Here is an 18,025-nt window from a genome sequence, read left to right as displayed (position 1 = left end):
CCGTCCTCTAGCGTCGTGCCGGCCCGGGCGCCACCGGAGTTTTGCCCGTTGCCCCGCTGCGCAACGCGAGGGCCGAGAGAATGATCCCGGCGAGAATCAGGACGATACCGGCGAAGTGGTAGCCATGAAGCCGCTCGCCCAGGAGCAGCGCCGAAAGCAGGGCCCCGAACAAGGGCATGAGCGTGATGCCCTGCCCTGCGCGCGCCGGTCCGATCGTGGCGGTCGCGGCATTGTAGATGAAGTAAGCGATAATCGAGGGAAACACGCCGACATAGGCAAAGGCACCCAGCACCGGCAGGCCCCAGTTCACCCGCTGCCCCTGCAGCCATTCCATCGCGGCCAGGGGCGCAAGCACTACCGAGCCCAGCGTAAAGGTCAGCAGCAGGAAGACCGGCGCACTGACCGGCGGCTTCTTGCGCAAGAGTACGGTGTAAAGCGACCAGGCGGTGACCGCGCACAGGATCAGCGCATCGCCCTTCCCGCCGATCTCCAGGTTGAGGACCGCGGAAAGCTCACCGCGAAAGACGATCGCCGCCACCCCCAGGGTCGATACGATAACGCCAATCGCCTGCATCTTCTCGGGCCGCGACTTGAAGATGATTCGGTCCAGCAGAAGTACCACAGCCGGGACCGAGGCCTGCAGCAGCAGGGCATTGGCCGCCGTCGTGTAATGAAGCCCGGAATAGACCAGCGAATTGAAGCACACGATGCCCAGCACGCCCAGCGCGACGATCCAGCGCCAGCCCGCCCGTACCGCCTCACGCTCCAGCAGCAGCTGGCGCCAGGCGATCGGCAGCAGGATCAGCACCGCGATAGTCCAGCGCCCGAAGGCCAGCGTGAGCGGCGGGATATCGTCGCGCACCGCGCGCCCGATGATCGAATTGCCTGCCCAGCAAAGCATGACGATGCCCAGCATCAGGAATGCGCGAAGGTGCGACCGGTCGTTGCCCATGCCCGCGGCCTTAGCCGGGACATGCCGGATTGGCGAGCGCGGCCCGGCCGAACGATCACGAAGCGATGACAGGAGCGCATCGCGCGCCTATCTGCATGGCGATGCCAGAGCTACCCGAAGTCGAAACGACCGTGCGCGGCCTTGCCCGCTTTCTCGAGGGCGAGAGGATTGCCCGCATTGCGGTCAACCGCCCCGACTTGCGCCGCCCATTTCCGCCCGATCTCGTGCAGGTGATGACCGGCGCGACGGTGACCGCGATGGGACGCCGGGCGAAATACGGGTTGATCCATAGCGACCGCGGCCAGACCATGGTCTTCCATCTCGGCATGTCGGGTCGCTGGCGGATCGAGCCGGAGCGGCCGGAAAAGCACGACCACCTCGTGATCGAAACGGGCTCCGGCCATGTCCTTGCACTCAACGACGCCCGGCGTTTCGGCTCGGTCGACCTTGTCGCCACGGATGGGCTGGAGACATGGGGCCCGTTCGCCGACATGGGTCCGGAACCGCTGGGAGACGCGCTCACTGCCGCGCACCTGCGCGCTGCCTTCAAGGACCGGACCGCGCCGATCAAGCAGCTCCTGCTCGACCAGTCGATCGTGGCCGGTCTGGGCAACATCTATGTATGTGAGGCGCTGTTCCGGTCCGGCATCCGCCCTGACAAGGCAGCGGGCCGGGTTTCCCTGGCCGCCCTCGCCCGCCTCGTCCCGGCGATCCGCGAAGTGCTGACCGAATCGATCGCGGCCGGCGGGTCGACCATTCGCGACTATGCGCAGCCGACCGGCGAGCTGGGTTACTTCGCTACGTCCTGGCAAGTCTACGGCCGCGAGGGGCAAGCCTGCACCTGCGGCGCGCCGGTCCTGCGCTTCGTCCAGGGTGGGCGCAGCACCTTCTGGTGCAGGCGCTGCCAGAAGTAGGGCGAGACGCCGCGCCCTTGCGAGTCTACATCGAGTCCGCGCGCATCAGGCATGGCCATGTTCGCCGGAAGGGCCGATATTGGGCCAAAGCTGCAGAATCGGGCGGTTTGCAGCCGTGCCTGCGGCTTGACGCAAGCACCGCCTGCCGCTAAGGGGCGCGCTTTCCGGCGAGTCCGCTCGCCAGCAGCAGATTCGACAGGCAATTGGGCCGCCCGGCGGCCAGACAGAGGAAAGTTCATGGCCAACACGCCGCAAGCCCGCAAGCGCATCCGTCGCAATGAGCGCCGCGCCGAGATCAACATCAACCGCGTCAGCCGCATCCGCACCTTCGTCAAGAAGGTCGAGAGCGCCATCGCCGGTGGCGACAAGACTGCCGCTGCGGAAGCCCTGAAGGCTGCCCAGCCCGAGCTGGCTCGCGGCGTTGCCCGTGGCGTGCTTCACAAGAATACCGCTGCGCGCAAGATGTCGCGCCTCAGCAAGCGCGTCGCCGCTCTCTGAGTCGCTGCGAATCACCTGAGACTGGAGTCAGCGCTCCAATCGCAGTGTGACGCAGGCACGAAACAAGAACGGAGCCGGAGAGACAATCTCCGGCTCCGTTCTTGTTTGCGGTCTTGCGACGCGGAAGAATCCGCAAGTGCACGGAATAGCTGCGATTCGTCATAGGCATCACAGCAAAGTACTGATTATAAACGATTAATTTAGTAGATGACGCTTTTTCGGCAGTCTCCCGTGAGTCAAGCCGAGATAATTTTATTTATTTGGAGCGACCGTCTTGCCTGTCAGGCCAAGGCCTCCTTATGAAGGTCCTCGGCCGTTGCGGAACTGGCCGGGGAATAACGAAAGCATGTAAGACAATTGCCGCAAACACGCGTTTGCGGTGACGGGGTCGTTTTGCCTTGCAATCGTGTGATGCCAGTTCCGTATCCGGCCCGAATTTCGGGGGTTGGTTACGGGCAAGGGGAGTTCGACCAAGTGACAGGTAATTCGGCGGGTCAGGGCGCAAATCAGACTGTGAAGAAATCGAAGGCAGGAAAAGTGGTGATGGAAGAGGATCAGGAAGCCGTGAATTTGGCGGCGGACTGGGCAGACATCAGCCAGGGCCTGCGCAAGGACTTGGGACATCAGGCTCACAGCCAGTGGATCAAGCCGATCCAGCCCGGCAACTATTGCAAGGAAACGGGTACGCTCGATCTGTACCTGCCGACCGAGTTCTCGGCGAATTGGGTGAATGACCGATTCGCCGATCGTCTCTCGCTGGCATGGAAGATCGCCCGTCCCGACGTGCGCCACGTGCGCATTCTCGTTCACCCGGGCCGCCGCCAGCTGCCCGAGCTGCGCCTCGGCCATGGCGGTCGTCCCAGCCACGCGCCGGCGAACGATTCGGTCGTGGGTGCAAGCGATGCCATCTCGGCGGCGTTGAGCGGCGATGCCTTCGCATCGCTGGGCCAGGGCCCGGCCGGCATCGATGCCTCGCAGACGTTCTCGACTTTCGTGACCGGCACTGCAAACGTGCTCGCCTGCAATGCGGCACAGCGCATGGCAGCCGGCGAAAAGCCGCAGTTCTCGCCGCTTTATCTCAAGGCGGCGACCGGCCAGGGCAAGACGCACCTGCTCCACGCAATCGGGCATGCGTACCTTGCGAACCACCCGCATGCGCGGATCTTCTACTGCTCTGCCGAGCGCTTCATGGTCGAATTCGTCCAGGCGCTGCGCCAGAACCAGATGATCGAGTTCAAGGCGCGCCTGCGCGGCTTCGACCTGCTGCTGGTGGACGATATCCAGTTCATCATCGGCAAGGCATCGGCGCAGGAAGAGCTGCTCTACACGATCGATGCCCTGCTTCAGGAGGGCAAGCGCCTCGTCTTCGCAGCCGATCGTGCGCCCCAGGCACTCGACGGCGTCGAGCCGCGCCTGCTGTCGCGCCTGTCGATGGGCCTCGTCGCCGACATCCAGCCGGCCGATATCGAACTTCGCCGTTCGATTCTCGAGAACCGCCTCCAGCGTTTCGCGTCGATCGACGTGCCGGCCGACGTCATCGAGTTCCTCGCGCGGACGATCAACCGCAACGTGCGTGAACTCGTCGGTGGCCTCAACAAGCTGATCGCCTATGCCCAGCTTACCGGTCAGGCCGTCTCGCTGCAGCTGGCCGAGGAACAGCTGACTGACATCCTCTCGGCCAATCGCCGCCGGATCACCATCGACGAGATCCAGCGCACGGTGTGCCAGTTCTACCGGATCGACCGGACCGAGATGAGCTCGAAACGCCGCGCGCGCGCCGTGGTCCGCCCGCGTCAGGTTGCCATGTATCTCGCCAAGGTGCTGACGCCGCGCTCCTACCCGGAGATCGGCCGCAAGTTCGGTGGCCGCGATCACTCCACGGTCATCCACGCCGTGCGCCTGATCGAGGAACTGCGAACCCGCGATGCCGACATGGACGGCGACGTCCGTTCGCTGCTGCGCCAGCTGGAAAGCTGAGTTTTCCCGGGCCTGTCCCGAGAAATGCACAGGGTTCCCAACAGGGACGTCCCATGAGGAGCGCGAAAGGTTCGAGCCTTTCGCGCTCCTTGCATTTGGGTAGTTGACGGTCGCATTGCGCCAATCCGTGAAAACGCAAAGCCGCCTTACAAGAATTTAATCCCTATTTTTCAGTCGTTTCCAAAATTCGATTAACTATTGGAAAAGCACTTCCCGTTACCTTTCGAGTACAAAGCCCGAATTGCAACGAGAAGGCACCCCCCCATGCGCTTCTACCGAGCCACGACATTCTTGTTCCCGCGCAATTACGAATGGCGGATTCTCCTGATCTGCTTCGGCGCGGTACATGTCCCCCTGATTGCCTGCGTCAGCCTCCAGGTCGTCACCGGTGAATGGCACCCCGTCACCCTCATCACCCTGCTCCTGGCGACACTGGTGGGCACCGGCCTCGGGATCGCGGCGATCCACGGCCTGCTCTCCCCGATCGCGCGCGCAACCGCGATGCTGGAGGCGATCCAGAACGGTGAGCGCATCTCGCATATTCCCGACGGCGGCACCGATCTCGTCGGCCGCCTGCTTCACGGCGTGGCCACTGCCGCCAACGAATCCGCGACCAGGATCGAACAACTGATCACCGCCGCCCAGCGCGATGCCCTGACCGGGATCCGCAATCGCAGGGGCTTCCTCGATGCGGCCGAAGGCATCCTGCAGGGCAAGACCAATGCCGTGCTCGCTATCATCGACATCGACCATTTCAAGCTGATCAACGACCAGTTCGGCCACGACGCCGGCGACTCGCTGCTACGCGCGTTGGCCAAGCGCCTTGAGGGTGGCTTGCGCCGTACCGACATCGCGGCGCGCTGGGGCGGCGAGGAATTCGCGGTCCTGTTCCCCGACACCCAGCTCGACGAGGCCCGCCTGGTGCTTGAGCGGCTGCGCGCCTCGGTCGCGCTCGACAGCGAGCTGGGGCACGACAGCTGGCCGGTCACCTTCTCCTGCGGGCTGGCGCCGCTGCGCAGCTTCCCAGAACTGGGCGATGCGACACGACGGGCGGATGCGGCGCTCTATGTCGCCAAGGCGCGCGGGCGCAATCGCCTGCAGATCGCCGAGGAGGAACAGGTCGAGGAGAACTGATCGCCCTGCAGGCCTGCCCAGCCCCCGCGCCTTCTTCCTTTCCCCGGCCTCGCTCCTGCTCTAAGCGGGCCCCATGGTTCCCGGTCTCACCCCTTCGCTACCTGCCACTTTCTGGCAGGCCGCCCTGCGCGGAATTCGCAGCAGGTGCCCCCGCTGCGGGGAAGCGCCGCTGTTTCGCAAGTGGCTCAAGCCGCTCGACGCCTGTCCGCATTGCGGAGTCGACTGGAGCCCGCAACGCGCCGACGATTTCCCTGCCTACATCGCCATCATCGTCACCGGCCACCTGATGGCGCCGCTGATCATCGCGTTGTCCAAGGACTTCGACCTGGGCCCCGCCGGCATGTTCGCGATCCTGGTGCCGCTCGCACTGGTGATGATGCTGGGCTTGCTTCAACCTTCGAAAGGCGCGGTCATCGCCGCGCAGTGGTGGTACGGACTGCACGGCTTCAGCAAGGAAAGACTGCCCGAAAATGAGGGCACAAAGGCAGGTTCGGACCAGGTATGACGCTTAAGCAGGATCGACTCGAGCGGTTCGCCCGTCACATCGTGCTGCCCGAAGTGGGCGGTGCGGGACAGATGGCGCTGGCCGAAGCCCACGTGGTGTTAGTCGGCTGCGGCGGGATCGGCAGTCCTGCCCTTCAATATCTCGCCGCAGCCGGCATAGGCCGACTGACCCTGGTGGATGACGACGTCGTCGACGTCAGCAACCTCCAGCGCCAGACGATTTTCACGCCGTCTGATATCGGCAAGCCCAAGGCGGAAGCGGCGGCCGAATGGGTGCGGCGTTTTGATCTTGGCCTTGAGGTCCGTGCGATCGTCCAGCGGGTAAAAATAGAAAACGTCGCACAGATCCTCGCCGGCGCGAGCCTCGTACTGGACGGTTGTGACAACTTCGCGACTCGCCTGCTGGTGTCAGATGCCTGCGTCAAACTGAGCCTTCCGCTGACGAGCGCCGCAGTGGGACGATTTCAGGGCCAGGTCGCGAACTTCGCCGGCCACCTGCCCGACCAGCCTTGCTACCGCTGCTTCGTGGGCGATGCCTTCGATGCCGAGGATTGCGACACTTGTGCCGCCGACGGCGTACTGGGCGCGATGGTCGGCATGGTCGGCACTTTCGCAGCCATGCATGCCATGCGCGTCCTGCTTGCCGGCCGCGCCGCGCTGGGCGAGCCGCAGTTCGGTACGCTCCATCTCATCGACGGCCTCGCCCCCTCGATGCGCCAGCTGCGAATCGCCAAGGACCCCGGTTGCAAGGGCTGCGGCTTCCCAGCCTGACGCTGCGCCGCCCCCGGGCTCATTTCCGGGTCAGCAGCTCGTCCACCCAGGCCGGCACCACTTCGGTCGCCGGGCCGTGCCGCGACTCGTCGAACCAGCTGCTGCCCTGGCTCGGCTCCAGGTTGAGTTCGAGCGTCGCCGCCCCCAGCTCCCGCGCATTGCGCACGAAGCCTGCAGCGGGATAGACCGCGCCCGAAGTACCGATCGAGACGAACAGGTCCGCCTCGCGCAGGGCCGCGAAGATCTCTTCCATACGATAGGGCATCTCGCCGAACCACACGACGTCGGGCCGCAGCGCGGCCACCCCGCATTCGGGGCAGGCCGGACGATCCAGCAACGGACCGGTCCAGGGCGAGCGCTCGTCGCAGGCAGTGCACCAGGCGTTGAGGTGTTCGCCGTGCATGTGCAGGACCCGCGTCGCCCCGGCCCGCTCGTGCAGGTCGTCGACGTTCTGGGTGACGATCAGCAGTTCCCCCCGCCACTCGGCATCGAGCCGGGCAAGGGCGTGGTGCGCGGCATTGGGCTGCTTGGTCTGAATCGCCTCGCGCCGCATGTCGTAGAAGCGCAGGACAAGCTCGGGGTCGCGGGCAAATGCCTCGGGCGTCGCCACGTCCTCGACCCGGTGCTGCTCCCACAAACCGCCGGCATCGCGGAAGGTGTCGATGCCGCTTTCGGCCGAAACCCCGGCACCTGTGAGGATCACGATATTGCGGATCTGGTTCATGCAAATTCCCGTAGCATCACCCCGACCTTGTTTCAGGGGCCGTTTTTCGCCATGCGCAGGACGATGTCTGGGGCACGAACCACGCCGAAACAAGTTCGGCTTGCCGCCCCCATGGAGATTGTAACGTGGCACGTATCGGAATCATCGGCAGCGAAGGTCGCATGGGACGCGCAATCGCGGAAGCGATCGGTGCGGCGGGCGAGGAACTGGCGGGCGGAGTGGACAAGGACGGCGACGTCGCCGCGCTGGCCGCCAAGGCCGATGTCCTGATCGACTTTTCCAGCCCCGGTGCGCTCGAAGGCAATCTCGAAGCGGCCATGGCCGCGAACAAGCCGATCGTTGTCGGCACCACCGGCCTTGAGGAACGCCACCACTGGCTGATCGACACGGCGGCCGAATCGATTCCGGTGCTGCAGACCGGCAATACCTCGCTGGGCGTCACCCTGCTGGCGCATCTCGTGCGCGAGGTCGCGAGCCGCCTGGGCGAAGACTGGGACATCGAGATCGTCGAGACCCATCACCGCATGAAGGTCGACGCGCCCTCGGGCACCGCCCTGCTGCTGGGCGAGGCTGCCGCCAAGGGGCGCGGCATTGCGCTGGCGGACAATTCCGAGCGCGGCCGCGACGGCATCACCGGCAAGCGCGAGGCCGGCACTATCGGCTTTGCCGCCCTGCGCGGCGGCACCGTGGCGGGCGATCACACGGTTCATTTCCTGGCCGAGAACGAGCGCCTCGCCCTGTCGCACATGGCCGAGAACCGGGGCATCTTCGCGCGCGGCGCGGTTAAGGCGGCGCAGTGGATGCTGGAGCGCAAGCCCGGCCGCTACACAATGCCCGAGGTCCTCGGGCTCTAGGGCGCAATCCGGTGAAGAAGGACAACGTCTTCGAGTTCTTCCGGCGCCTGGCCGAGCTGAACCCCTCGCCCGAGACGGAGCTGGAATTCGGCAATACCTACCAGCTCCTCGTCGCCGTGGTGCTCTCCGCGCAGGCGACCGACGTCGGCGTCAACAAGGCCACCCGCGCCCTGTTTCGCGAGGTAAAGACCCCCGCGCAGATGGTCGCGCTGGGGGAAGAGGGGCTGAAGGAGCACATCAAGACGATCGGCCTGTTCAACTCCAAGGCGAAGAACGTCATCGCCCTGTCCGAGATCCTGGTCGAGCGTTACGACGGCAAAGTGCCGCAGGACCGTGACGCGCTCGTCGAATTGCCGGGCGTCGGCCGCAAGACCGCGAACGTCGTCATGAACTGCGCCTTCGGAGCCGAGACCTTTGCTGTCGACACGCATATCTTCCGCGTCGGCAACCGCACCGGGCTCGCCAAGGGCAAGACCCCGCTCGCGGTCGAAAAGCAGCTTGAGAAAAAGGTGCCGGCCCCTTTTCGCGTCGGCGCGCACCACTGGCTGATCCTGCACGGCCGATACATCTGCAAGGCTCGCAGCCCCGAATGCTGGCGATGCCCGGTCGTTGACTTGTGCGGCTACAAGCCCAAGATCATGGAGAAGGGAGCCGCGAAAAAGGCTTCCTGACAGGAGGTTGCCATGAAGCGTTCCATCGCATTGTCCATTGCCGTGCTGCCGCTGGCGCTCACCGCCTGCGCGAAGACCGCGCCGGGCGAGGCACCGTCGGCCTCACCGGCGGCAGAAGTGATCGGCAAGGCCGTGAGTTGCCTGCCGCTCACCAGTTATTCGACCACCCGCATCCGCGACGACTGGACCATCGATTTCATCGGCGGCGCCGGAAGCAAGGTCTGGCGCGTCACGCTGCCCCACAAGTGCCCTGGCCTGAAATCCGCGGACAGCTTCAGCTTCGAAACTTCGCTGACGCAGCTGTGCAGCAACGACATCATCTATCCCATCCGCCAGTACGGCGGCCAGTACCAGCGCGAAGGGGCCTGCGGGCTGGGCGACTTCGTACCGGTCAAGCTGCTCGACAAGTAAGCCGGTCCGGCAGGCGCGGCGCCAGGCAATCGCCTAGACGTCGTCGGCGCTGATCATTTCGGCCGTGTCGATCTCGTTCGTCATGACCGCAACCGCCGTCGTCACCGCCGAATCGCCGGTGACGTTGGTGGCGGTGCGCATCATGTCCATGATCCGGTCCACCCCGGCGACGAAGGCGATGGTCTCCAGCGGGACGCCGACGGCCCCGAACACCAATGCCATCATGATCAGTCCGGCCCCCGGAATGCCGGCCGCGCCGACCGAGCCGAGCGTCGCGAGCACGGAGATCACGATGTAGTCCGAAAAGCCGAGATGAATGCCGAAGATCTGGGCGCCGAACAGGGTGGCCAGACCCAGGTACATCGCCGTGCCGTCCATGTTGATCGTCGCCCCCAGCGAGACGACGAAGCTGGCGGTCGGACGGCTCACGCCCAGGTTGCGTTCTGCGCAGCGCAGCGTCACCGGCAGGGTCGCATTGGAAGAGGCTGTCGAATAGGCAACTGCCATGGCGTCGATGATGCCGCGGAAGAAGTGGCGTACCGGCAGACGGGCCAGGAACTTGATGATCGCGGTGTACATGACGCCAATGATCAGCAGGCAGCCCAGGTAATTGAGCGCGACGAGCTTGGCCAGCGCGACGAGGGCATCCTGCCCCAGCGTCCCTGCGACCCACGCCATCAGCGAGAAGACGCCGAACGGGGTCAACTCCATGACGATCATCGTCACCTTCTGCATGACGATCGAGCCGCTATCGAAGACGCGGACGAGCGGCTGGCCTTCCTCCTTGGCCATGACGATGCCGATGCCGATCAGCAGGGCAAAGACGATGAGCGGGAGAACCTGCGCATCGGCCATCACCTTGACCGGGCTTTCCGGCACCATCGAGAGGATCATGTCGACCGCGCTGGTTGCCACGGGCTCGGGCGTCGCGCCCGCCGCAATCGCGCTCGTATCGACGCCGATACCCGGCGCGAAGATCGTGCCGAGGGCAAGGCCAAGCCAGACGGCGATCTGGCCGGTCACCACGAACAGTACCATCGCCCGCCAGCCGACCGCGCCCAGCTTGCGCAAGTCGCCGATAGAAGCGACGCCGCCGACGATAGAGACGAAGATCAGCGGCACGACCAGCATCTTGATCGACTTGATGAAGAAGTCGCCGATCCACTTGATCGATTCGGCTTCGGGCCCCCACAGCAGCCCGGTGATCACGCCCAGGACGAGTGCAGCGACCACGCGCTGCCAAAGCGGCACGGCAAACCAGAAACGCAGCATCGATTACCCCTTCCGGCACTGCGGGAGGAAACCCGCAGGCCACTGGCCGTCACCGCGAAGGGGCGACGCGATCAAGATTATCGCCCGAGGCTCGCAAGCGCAGGGCGATAATTCAAGCCTTCAGAGCGTTTTGTACCGTCCTTCGATAGATCCGGGCCAGAACCTCGAGGTCTTCCAGTGCCACGGCCTCGTCGCGCTTGTGCATCGTCGCGTTGCACAGGCCGAATTCGATGACCGGCGAAATGTCCTTGAGGAAGCGCGCGTCGGACGTGCCGCCGCTGGTCGACAGTTCCGGTTCGACGCCGGTCTCTGCGCGGATCGCGTCGGCAAGGAGGTCGGAGAACGCGCCCGGCTCGGTCAGGAATGCCTCGCCAGAGATCACCGGGCGGGCGGTGCCGCCGTGCTTCTCGGCAATCTCGGTCACGCGCGCGCCCAGCTCCGCGCCCGTATGCAGGTCGTTGAAGCGGATCGAGATGCGCGCCATCGCCTTGGCGGGAATCACGTTGTGCGCGGGATTGCCGACAGTGATGTCGGTCACTTCGAGGTTCGAGGCCTGGAACCAGTCGGTCCCCTCGTCGAGCAGCAGCCCGTTGAGTTCGGCCAGCATCGCGACGAGCGGCGTGATCGGGTTATGGGCGAGGTGCGGATAGGCGACGTGGCCCTGCGTCCCTTCGACCTCGAGGAAGATGTTCACCGAGCCGCGGCGACCGATCTTCATCATGTCGCCGAGACGATTGACGGACGTCGGCTCGCCGACAAGGCACAAGTCGGGAATGTCGCCGCGCTCGCGCATCAGGTCGATCAGCGCGACGGTGCCGAAACGCGCCGGGCCTTCCTCGTCGCCAGTAATGACAAAGCTGATCGTGCCCGCATCCTGCGGAATTTCGCGCACGGCCGCGACCATCGCCGCAATCGAGCCCTTCATGTCGACGGCTCCGCGGCCATAGAGCAGCTCGCCGCGTCGCTCGGGCATGAAGGGCGCGCTCGTCCAGCCCTCGCCCGGCGGGACGACATCGAGATGCCCGGCGAAGGCGAAGTGACGCGAACCTTCCGGCCCCTTGCGGATCGCGAAGAGGTTCTCGACCGGACCGTCCGGCGCCTCGCCCGCGACGAAGCGCACGACTTCGAAGCCGAGCGGCTTGAGCTGGCCTTCGAGACAGTCGAACACCATCCCCGCGGCCGGAGTGACGCTGGGGCAGGCGATCAGGGCTTCGGCAAGCTCGGCAACGCTTGCAGTGGAAGGCGCGGTCTGGGACATATCGCGGCCCATCGCATATGCCTGCGGGCTTGACCATAGGTGGTAAAGAGGAAGCCATGCCGAAAATCGATCTCGATGCGATTCCGCAGTCCAATGCCACCGGCTACCCCGACCCTTTCGACAAGGCAGTAGAGGGCCGCTGGTGGAAACGCCTCGCGCCTGCAGGCGGGCTGACCGAGATGGGCGCAAGCCATGTCGTCCTGAAGCCCGGCGCGTGGTCCAGCCAGCGCCACTGGCACGTTGGCGAGGACGAACTGCTCGTCATGCTGAGCGGCGAGGCCGTGCTGATCGAAGACGAGGGACGCACCGTACTGCGCGCGGGCGACATCTGCGCCTGGCCCAAGGGCGTCGAGAACGGGCACCACCTGGTCAATGAAACCGAGGAGGACTGCGTGTTCGTGGCGATCAGCGCCGGTGAGGACACCTCCGGCTCCTATCCGGACATCGACCTTGCGTTCAACGAAACTGGTTTCGTTCACAAGGACGGCTCGCCCTACTGATGGTAGAGGGCTCCGGAGGGGCCGCAGGTCAGGTCGCGGGGACCTCGAACTGCTCGATCACCCAGTCTTCGGATTCGGCGGCGCTGACCCACTGCTGCATCCATTCGTGTTCCCAGACTGCCTGCATGTAGGCCTGGGCGAAGCCGGGTACGCCGACGCCGTAAGTCAGGAAGCGGCTGACGACAGGGGCATAGAAGACGTCGGCGGCGCTGAACGTGCCGAACAGGAACGGCCCCCCGCCGCCGAAGCGCGCCCGCGCCTCGGCCCAGAGCGTCAGGATACGCACGATGTCGCCGCGCACCTCGTCATCCACTTGCGCGCCTTCCACCCGCGCGCGCACGTTCATCGGCAGCGAGCGCCGCAGCGGCAGATAGCTGGAATGCATTTCGGCGACCATCGAGCGGGCCATCGCGCGGGCATCGTCCGGCTTGGGCCAGAAACGGTCACGGCCCACCTTGTCTGCCAGGTAGTCGACGATCGCCAGGCTGTCCCACACGACCGCCTCGCCATCCCACAGGATCGGCACCTTGCCGTGCGAAGGCGCGAGTTCGCCCTCGATCTTGCGCTGGTCCCAGTCGTCGCCGTAGATCGGGACCGTCAGCTCCTCGAAATGCAGGCCGGATTGCTTGCAGGCCAACCAGCCGCGCAGCGACCAGCTCGAATAGTTCTTGTTGCCGATGATCAGCTTCACAGGCGGCGGTCCCTCTCGCTTGAAGGCCGGACCTAGAAGTTAAGGCGTGCCGTGTCGAGGGTGAAGCGGGGCGCAACGCCCCTTCCGGCGCTTCAACGGCGCGATCAGAACAGCAGCGTCAGCCAGTAGAACAGGGCGCCGACGATCGCGCTGGCGGGGATGGTGATGAACCACGCCACGATCACCCGGCTCGCCACGCTCCAGCGTACCGCGCTGGCACGACGGGCCGCGCCGGTACCGACGACCGATCCGGTGATGGCATGGGTGGTCGAGACCGGAATGCCCAGCGCGCTGGCGCCGAAAACGACGATCGAGCCCGCCGACGAGGCGCAGAAGCCCGAGTGATGGTTGAGCTTGGTCAGCTTGGAACCCATCGTCTTGATGATCTTCCAGCCGCCCGAGAGCGTGCCCAGCGCAATCGCGGTGTAGCACGAGAGCACGACCCATTCGGGAACGTGGAAATCGCCCGAGAGGTGGCCCGTCGAGTAGAGCAATACGGCGATGATGCCCATGGTCTTCTGGGCGTCGTTGCCGCCATGGCTGATCGAATAGGCCGCCGAGGACAACAGGTGCAGCCCCTTGAACACGCTGTTCGATCCGCGCGGGGAAGATCCCCTGAACAGCCAGCTGGTCACCAGCATCAGCGCCATGGCGATGGCAAAACCGATGATGGGCGAGAGGAAGATGGCAACGATCGTCTTGGTCGTGCCCGAGCTTTCGACGACGCCGGGCCCCGCCGCTGCGATACCGGCGCCCAGCAGGCCACCGATCAGCGCGTGGCTGGAGCTGGAAGGGATACCCTTGAGCCAGGTCACCACGTTCCAGAACATCGCCCCGACAAGCGCCCCGAAGACGACGGCAGGCGTTACTGCATCCTTGTCGATGATGCCCTTGCCCACTGTCTCGGCGACATGGAGGCCGACGAAGAAGTAGGCCGCGAAATTGCCCAGCGCGGCGAACAGGACGGCCACGACCGGCGAAAGCAGGCGCGTCGCCACCACCGTGGCGATCGCGTTGGCGGCATCGTGCAGCCCGTTGAGAAAGTCGAAGGCCAGCGCAAGCGCGACGAGGCCGATCAGCAGCGGCAGGGCGAGACTATGATCCATGAGGGCAGGAAATCGGCGTCAGGCGTGATCGATGACGAGACCGTCGATCTCGTTGGCGAGGTCCTCGAAACGGTCGACCACGCGCTCGAGGCGCTTGAACATTTCCTGGCGGACGATGAAGTGCAGCGGGTCCTTGCCGGTGCTCTGCTTGAACAGGCGCTTCATGCCAGCGGCGTGGATCTCGTCGGCATGGCCTTCCATGCGCACGAGGCGCTCGGTCAGCTCGTGAAGGCGATGGCCGTTATCGGCAACCTTGCGCAGCAGCGGCATGGCCTCGGCGGTGAGGCGCGCCGAATCGACGATGATCGCAGCCATGTCGCGCATTTCCGGCTCGAAGTCGGTAATGTCGTAAAGATCGCAGGCGCCGGCCACCTGCTGCATCTCGTCGATGGCATCGTCCATCGTCGTGATCAGGCTGGTGATCGAGGAACGGTCGAACGGGGTCAGGAAGGTACGGCGCACCGCATGGAGCACTTCGCGGGTGATCTCGTCGGCGTCGTGCTCGCGCTCCTCGATCTCGCGGATGTGCTGGTTGCGGCCCGCGCCGCCTTGGGCAAGGCGCGCAAGAGCGTCGGCACCGGCGACCAGCGTGGCGGCCTGCTGCTCGAACAGCTCGAAGAAGTTCCCCTGCTGCGGAAGCAGCTTCTGGAACCAGGCAAACATGGCATTGACCCCTGTCTTGTCGGCAACCGTTTCGAACAGCCGGCTACCTTGGGTAGCGGCGCGAAACTCCCGGGCGCCGAAACTGCGGATGAGTGCGGCGAGGTCTTCCTCGTCCACGGCATTGGCGGCGTCTGTCAGCGAAAACCAGCGGCGATCGCGCTGGTGCTGCTCGTCCCAGGTCGGAAGCTCTTGCGTCACCGCGAAAGGAAAAACGTCGACGTCGGCCCAGACCGAGGCGCCCGAATTGCGGCGCTTGCGATAGCGATAGGACCCCAAAGGCGTCGGGCAGACCGCGCCGAGCACGCCGGCCTCTTCTTCTGCCTCGAGGGCAGCGGCGGCATGCGGCTGGAGGTTCTTCATGAGGTTGCCCTTGGGCATCACCCAGCGACGCGTCTCGCGCGAGGTGATCAACAGGATCTCGATCGGTGCATCCACCGCGGGTCCCTGTGTGCGATAAGGCAGAACGGCAATCTGGCGCAGCGGCAAGACTATCCTCCTTCCTCAACACGCACTGGCGGGCCCACTAGGGGACTCTTGAGTGTCACGCAATCGTCATATTCCGGGATTTCCCCGGAGTCGCCCTGCGGCACGGCGCGCCGGGCTGGCGGGACTATCGCACATGATAGACCGCCGAACCCGATAATTCGATGAATGTCAGTAACGTAGTCCTCGCGAGGACCCGAATCAGATCTCTGAGTCGGCCAGAACTGCCGCGCGCAATTCGGCGATGCCCATGCCCTTTTCGGAAGACGTGATATGCACTTCCGGGAAAGCCGCGGGATGCTTGCGCGCCTCGGCCACGGTCTCGGCATGGACCTTTTCCAGCTCTGTCGCCTTGATCTTGTCGGCCTTGGTCAGCACGATTCGGTAACCGACGGCAGCCTCGTCGAGCATCTTCATCATCTCGGCATCGACGGCCTTCACGCCGTGGCGCGCATCGACGAGCAGCAGCGTGCGCTTGAGCACCACCCTGCCGCGCAGGAAGTCGCGCACGAGGCGCCGCCACTTCTCGACGACGGCGGGGGGAGCCTTGGCGAAGCCGTAGCCCGGCATGTCGACGAGGCGGAACAGCAGCGGCTCGCCGACCTCGAAGAAGTTCAGCTCCTGCGTGCGCCCCGGCGTCACCGAGGTGCGCGCGATCGCCTTGCGCCCCGTCAGCGCGTTGAGCAGCGAGGACTTGCCGACATTGGAGCGGCCGCAGAAGGCGATCTCCGGCACGTCCGGGTCAGGCAGGAACTTGAGCGCGGGCGCGCTCTTCAGGAACGTCACCGGTCCTGCAAAGAGCTTGCGCGCGCGCTCGGTCAGTTCTTCGAATTCCTCGCTCACGGGGTCAGTCCGATCACGCCTTCACGCGCTTCTTATCGCCCGCGTCCTTCTCGGCTTGGGCCTTGAGCTGCGGGTGACGGCTGTAGAGGAACTTCTGCTGCGCGATGGTCAGAAGGTTGGAGGTGATCCAGTAGACCAGAAGGCCCGAGGCGAAGGGTGCCATGATGAACATCATGAACCACGGCATGATCATGAAGATCTGCTGCTGGGTCGGGTCCATCTGCGCCGGGTTCAGCTTGAACTGCAGGAACATGGTGATGCCCAGCAGAAGTGCGAGCACGCCGATGGCCAGGAAGCCGGGCGGGTCGAACGGCAGCAGGCCGAACAGGTTGAGGATGTGCAGCGGGTCAGGCGCGGAAAGATCCTTGATCCACAGCACGAAGGGCTGGTGGCGCATCTCGATGGCCAGGATCAGGGTCTTGTAGAGCGCGAAGAACACCGGGATCTGAAGGAACATGGGGAGGCAGCCCGCGAGCGGGTTCACGCCTTCCTCCTTGTACAGCTTCATCACTTCCTGCTGCTGCTTCTGCTTGTCGTCCTTGTAGCGCTCCTGCAGCGCCTTCATCTTCGGCTGGATCGCGCGCATCGCGGCCATCGAGGCGAACTGGCGCTGGGCGATGGGGAACATGATGCCGCGCACGATCAGCGTGAGCAGGATGATGGCGACACCGAAGTTGCCGACGAGGCTGAACAGCTTCACCAGCAGCCAGAAGATCGGCTTTTCGAACCAGCGGAACCAGCCCCAGTCGATGGCAAGGCCGAAGTTGGTGATGCCCTGCTTTTCATAGGCGTCGAGCACGTTGTGCTCCTTGGCGCCCGCAAAGAGCTTGGTGGTGCGCGAAAGGCGCTGGCCGGGCTGCACGATGCTCTGGTCGTAGATCAGGTCGGCGCGGAAAAGGTTGTTGCCGAGCGAACGGAACGTGCCTTCGGCTTTCGAGCCGACCGGAGCGAGGGTCGACATCCAGTAGACGTCGGTAAAGCCGATCCAGTCGGTGTTGCCGGCTTCCTTGACCGTGCCCTTGCCGGACACGTCGCTGTAATTGGTCGAGAAGCTTACCGAGCCGTCGAAAGCGCCGATCGGACCGGAGTGGACGTTCCAGGTGTCGAGGCTGGCGGTCTGGTCAGTGCGGTTGACGAGGCCGAAGGGCTGGACCGTGATCGGCGCCGAGCCCTTGTTGTCGACCGTCTGCTCGGCCGTGATCATGTAGTTCTTGTCGATCGCGAAGCGGATCGAATAGGTCTGGCCGCTGCCGTCGTTCCAGCTCAGCGTGACCGGGCTGGACGGTGTAAGCCTTGCGTCCTTCTGCGCGGTCCACACGGTCTTGGCATTGGGCGTGGCGACGCCGCTGCCGACCCAGCCGAACTGGGCGAACTGCTGCGCGGGAGTGCCTGCGGGCGAGAAGATGCGGACCGGGCCCGAATCCTTCTTCACCGTCTCACGGTGGCGATTGATGACAAGGTCGTCGACGATTGCGCCGGTAAGGTTGATCGAGCCCGAAAGACCCGGTGCCTCGATCAGCAGGCGGCCGCCTTCGGCCAGTGCCGACTTCAGGTCCTGCTTTTCGAGCGCGACGTCGGCCGCGTCACGCAGACCACCCTCGCGAGTCGGCTTGATCGAGCTGGACGGGCTGGATGCCTTTTCGGCGCCGCCAGCCTGCTCGACCTTCGTCGGCGTCTTGGCCTGCGGGTAGAAATAGCCGACTCCGGCTTCCCACCCGAAGAGGACAAGCGCGGTCAGGAGGACCGCGAGGATGATATTACGCTGATTTTCCACGAAGACGTTTTCCTGTCGAGTTCCC

19 protein-coding genes are annotated in these 18,025 nt (G+C 64.8%); 10 read left to right on the top strand and 9 right to left on the bottom strand.

The annotated features are described in order from the left end of the window. Positions 1–7 precede the first annotated feature (7 nt). Entirely contained in the window at positions 8–952 is a 945-nt protein-coding gene (locus tag JI59_RS13055; protein ID WP_007012244.1) for a DMT family transporter, read from the bottom strand. 101 nt (positions 953–1,053) lie between these two features. Between JI59_RS13055 and mutM the strand changes: the two genes are divergently transcribed. From mutM to JI59_RS13025, 6 genes are all read left to right on the top strand, one after another. Next, positions 1,054–1,866, top strand: coding sequence for a bifunctional DNA-formamidopyrimidine glycosylase/DNA-(apurinic or apyrimidinic site) lyase (gene mutM / locus JI59_RS13050; protein ID WP_038577617.1), 813 nt, complete (start codon positions 1,054–1,056; stop codon positions 1,864–1,866). Positions 1,867–2,103: 237 nt separating this feature from the next. Then, positions 2,104–2,364, top strand: a complete 261-nt coding sequence (gene rpsT, locus JI59_RS13045) for a 30S ribosomal protein S20 (protein ID WP_007012246.1) — start codon at positions 2,104–2,106, stop codon at positions 2,362–2,364. 543 nt (positions 2,365–2,907) lie between these two features. Then, positions 2,908–4,341: a chromosomal replication initiator protein DnaA gene (dnaA, locus tag JI59_RS13040; RefSeq protein WP_038577615.1), complete on the top strand. Its 1,434-nt coding sequence runs from the start codon at positions 2,908–2,910 to the stop codon at positions 4,339–4,341. 264 nt (positions 4,342–4,605) lie between these two features. Further along, entirely contained in the window at positions 4,606–5,475 is an 870-nt protein-coding gene (locus tag JI59_RS13035; RefSeq protein ID WP_007012249.1) for a GGDEF domain-containing protein, read from the top strand. A gap of 73 nt (positions 5,476–5,548) precedes the next feature. Continuing rightward, positions 5,549–5,980 (top strand): DUF983 domain-containing protein, encoded by a 432-nt coding sequence (locus JI59_RS13030; protein ID WP_007012250.1) that lies wholly within the window; start codon positions 5,549–5,551, stop codon positions 5,978–5,980. Further along, positions 5,977–6,750 (top strand): HesA/MoeB/ThiF family protein, encoded by a 774-nt coding sequence (locus JI59_RS13025; protein WP_007012251.1) that lies wholly within the window; start codon positions 5,977–5,979, stop codon positions 6,748–6,750. Before JI59_RS13030 ends, JI59_RS13025 begins: the two co-directional genes overlap by 4 nt. Before the next feature lie 19 nt (positions 6,751–6,769). Here the strand turns inward: JI59_RS13025 and JI59_RS13020 are convergent, their stop codons facing one another. Beyond that, positions 6,770–7,474, bottom strand: a complete 705-nt coding sequence (locus tag JI59_RS13020; protein ID WP_007012252.1) for an NAD-dependent deacylase — start codon at positions 7,472–7,474, stop codon at positions 6,770–6,772. A gap of 125 nt (positions 7,475–7,599) precedes the next feature. On the opposite strand from JI59_RS13020, the gene dapB reads away from it, so the two are divergent. Genes dapB through JI59_RS13005 form a run of 3 tightly spaced genes read left to right on the top strand, consistent with a single transcriptional unit; the run spans position 7,600 to position 9,410 of the window. Continuing rightward, on the top strand, positions 7,600–8,328 hold the full coding sequence (gene dapB, locus JI59_RS13015; RefSeq protein WP_007012253.1) for a 4-hydroxy-tetrahydrodipicolinate reductase: 729 nt from the start codon (positions 7,600–7,602) through the stop codon (positions 8,326–8,328). A gap of 11 nt (positions 8,329–8,339) precedes the next feature. Then, positions 8,340–8,999 (top strand): endonuclease III, encoded by a 660-nt coding sequence (gene nth, locus JI59_RS13010; RefSeq protein WP_007012254.1) that lies wholly within the window; start codon positions 8,340–8,342, stop codon positions 8,997–8,999. A 12-nt stretch (positions 9,000–9,011) separates the two neighbouring features. After that, a complete protein-coding gene (locus JI59_RS13005) occupies positions 9,012–9,410 on the top strand; it encodes a hypothetical protein (RefSeq protein WP_007012255.1) in 399 nt (132 codons plus the stop codon). A 33-nt stretch (positions 9,411–9,443) separates the two neighbouring features. On the opposite strand, the gene JI59_RS13000 is transcribed toward JI59_RS13005, so the two are convergent. Both JI59_RS13000 and dapE read right to left on the bottom strand, forming a co-directional pair. After that, positions 9,444–10,682, bottom strand: coding sequence for a dicarboxylate/amino acid:cation symporter (locus JI59_RS13000; RefSeq protein WP_007012256.1), 1,239 nt, complete (start codon positions 10,680–10,682; stop codon positions 9,444–9,446). Between the two features lie 112 nt (positions 10,683–10,794). After that, positions 10,795–11,940, bottom strand: coding sequence for a succinyl-diaminopimelate desuccinylase (gene dapE / locus JI59_RS12995; protein ID WP_038577613.1), 1,146 nt, complete (start codon positions 11,938–11,940; stop codon positions 10,795–10,797). A 56-nt stretch (positions 11,941–11,996) separates the two neighbouring features. Between dapE and JI59_RS12990 the strand changes: the two genes are divergently transcribed. Then, the gene (locus JI59_RS12990) at positions 11,997–12,440 is read left to right on the top strand and encodes a cupin domain-containing protein (RefSeq protein WP_007012258.1); all 444 of its coding nucleotides are present in this window, start codon (positions 11,997–11,999) and stop codon (positions 12,438–12,440) included. A 28-nt stretch (positions 12,441–12,468) separates the two neighbouring features. Here JI59_RS12990 and JI59_RS12985 read toward each other — a convergent pair whose 3' ends face one another. The 5 genes from JI59_RS12985 to yidC all read right to left on the bottom strand — a co-directional run bounded on the left by JI59_RS12985 (position 12,469) and on the right by yidC (position 18,000). Next, entirely contained in the window at positions 12,469–13,131 is a 663-nt protein-coding gene (locus JI59_RS12985) for a glutathione S-transferase family protein (RefSeq protein ID WP_007012259.1), read from the bottom strand. Positions 13,132–13,235: 104 nt separating this feature from the next. Further along, the gene (locus JI59_RS12980; RefSeq protein WP_007012260.1) at positions 13,236–14,237 is read right to left on the bottom strand and encodes an inorganic phosphate transporter; all 1,002 of its coding nucleotides are present in this window, start codon (positions 14,235–14,237) and stop codon (positions 13,236–13,238) included. Positions 14,238–14,255: 18 nt separating this feature from the next. Then, positions 14,256–15,380, bottom strand: coding sequence for a DUF47 family protein (locus tag JI59_RS12975; RefSeq protein ID WP_081473950.1), 1,125 nt, complete (start codon positions 15,378–15,380; stop codon positions 14,256–14,258). A 204-nt stretch (positions 15,381–15,584) separates the two neighbouring features. Further along, complete coding sequence (gene yihA / locus JI59_RS12970) at positions 15,585–16,226, bottom strand: ribosome biogenesis GTP-binding protein YihA/YsxC (protein WP_007012263.1); 642 nt, start codon at positions 16,224–16,226, stop codon at positions 15,585–15,587. Positions 16,227–16,239: 13 nt separating this feature from the next. Continuing rightward, the gene (gene yidC, locus JI59_RS12965; protein WP_007012264.1) at positions 16,240–18,000 is read right to left on the bottom strand and encodes a membrane protein insertase YidC; all 1,761 of its coding nucleotides are present in this window, start codon (positions 17,998–18,000) and stop codon (positions 16,240–16,242) included. Between the last annotated feature and the right edge of the window lie 25 nt (positions 18,001–18,025).

Origin of the sequence: Novosphingobium pentaromativorans US6-1, from assembly GCF_000767465.1 — a bacterium.
Lineage (GTDB): Bacteria > Pseudomonadota > Alphaproteobacteria > Sphingomonadales > Sphingomonadaceae > Novosphingobium > Novosphingobium pentaromativorans.
Note: the sequence above shows the minus strand (reverse complement) of the source record. Positions and strands in the feature narration are given on the sequence as shown.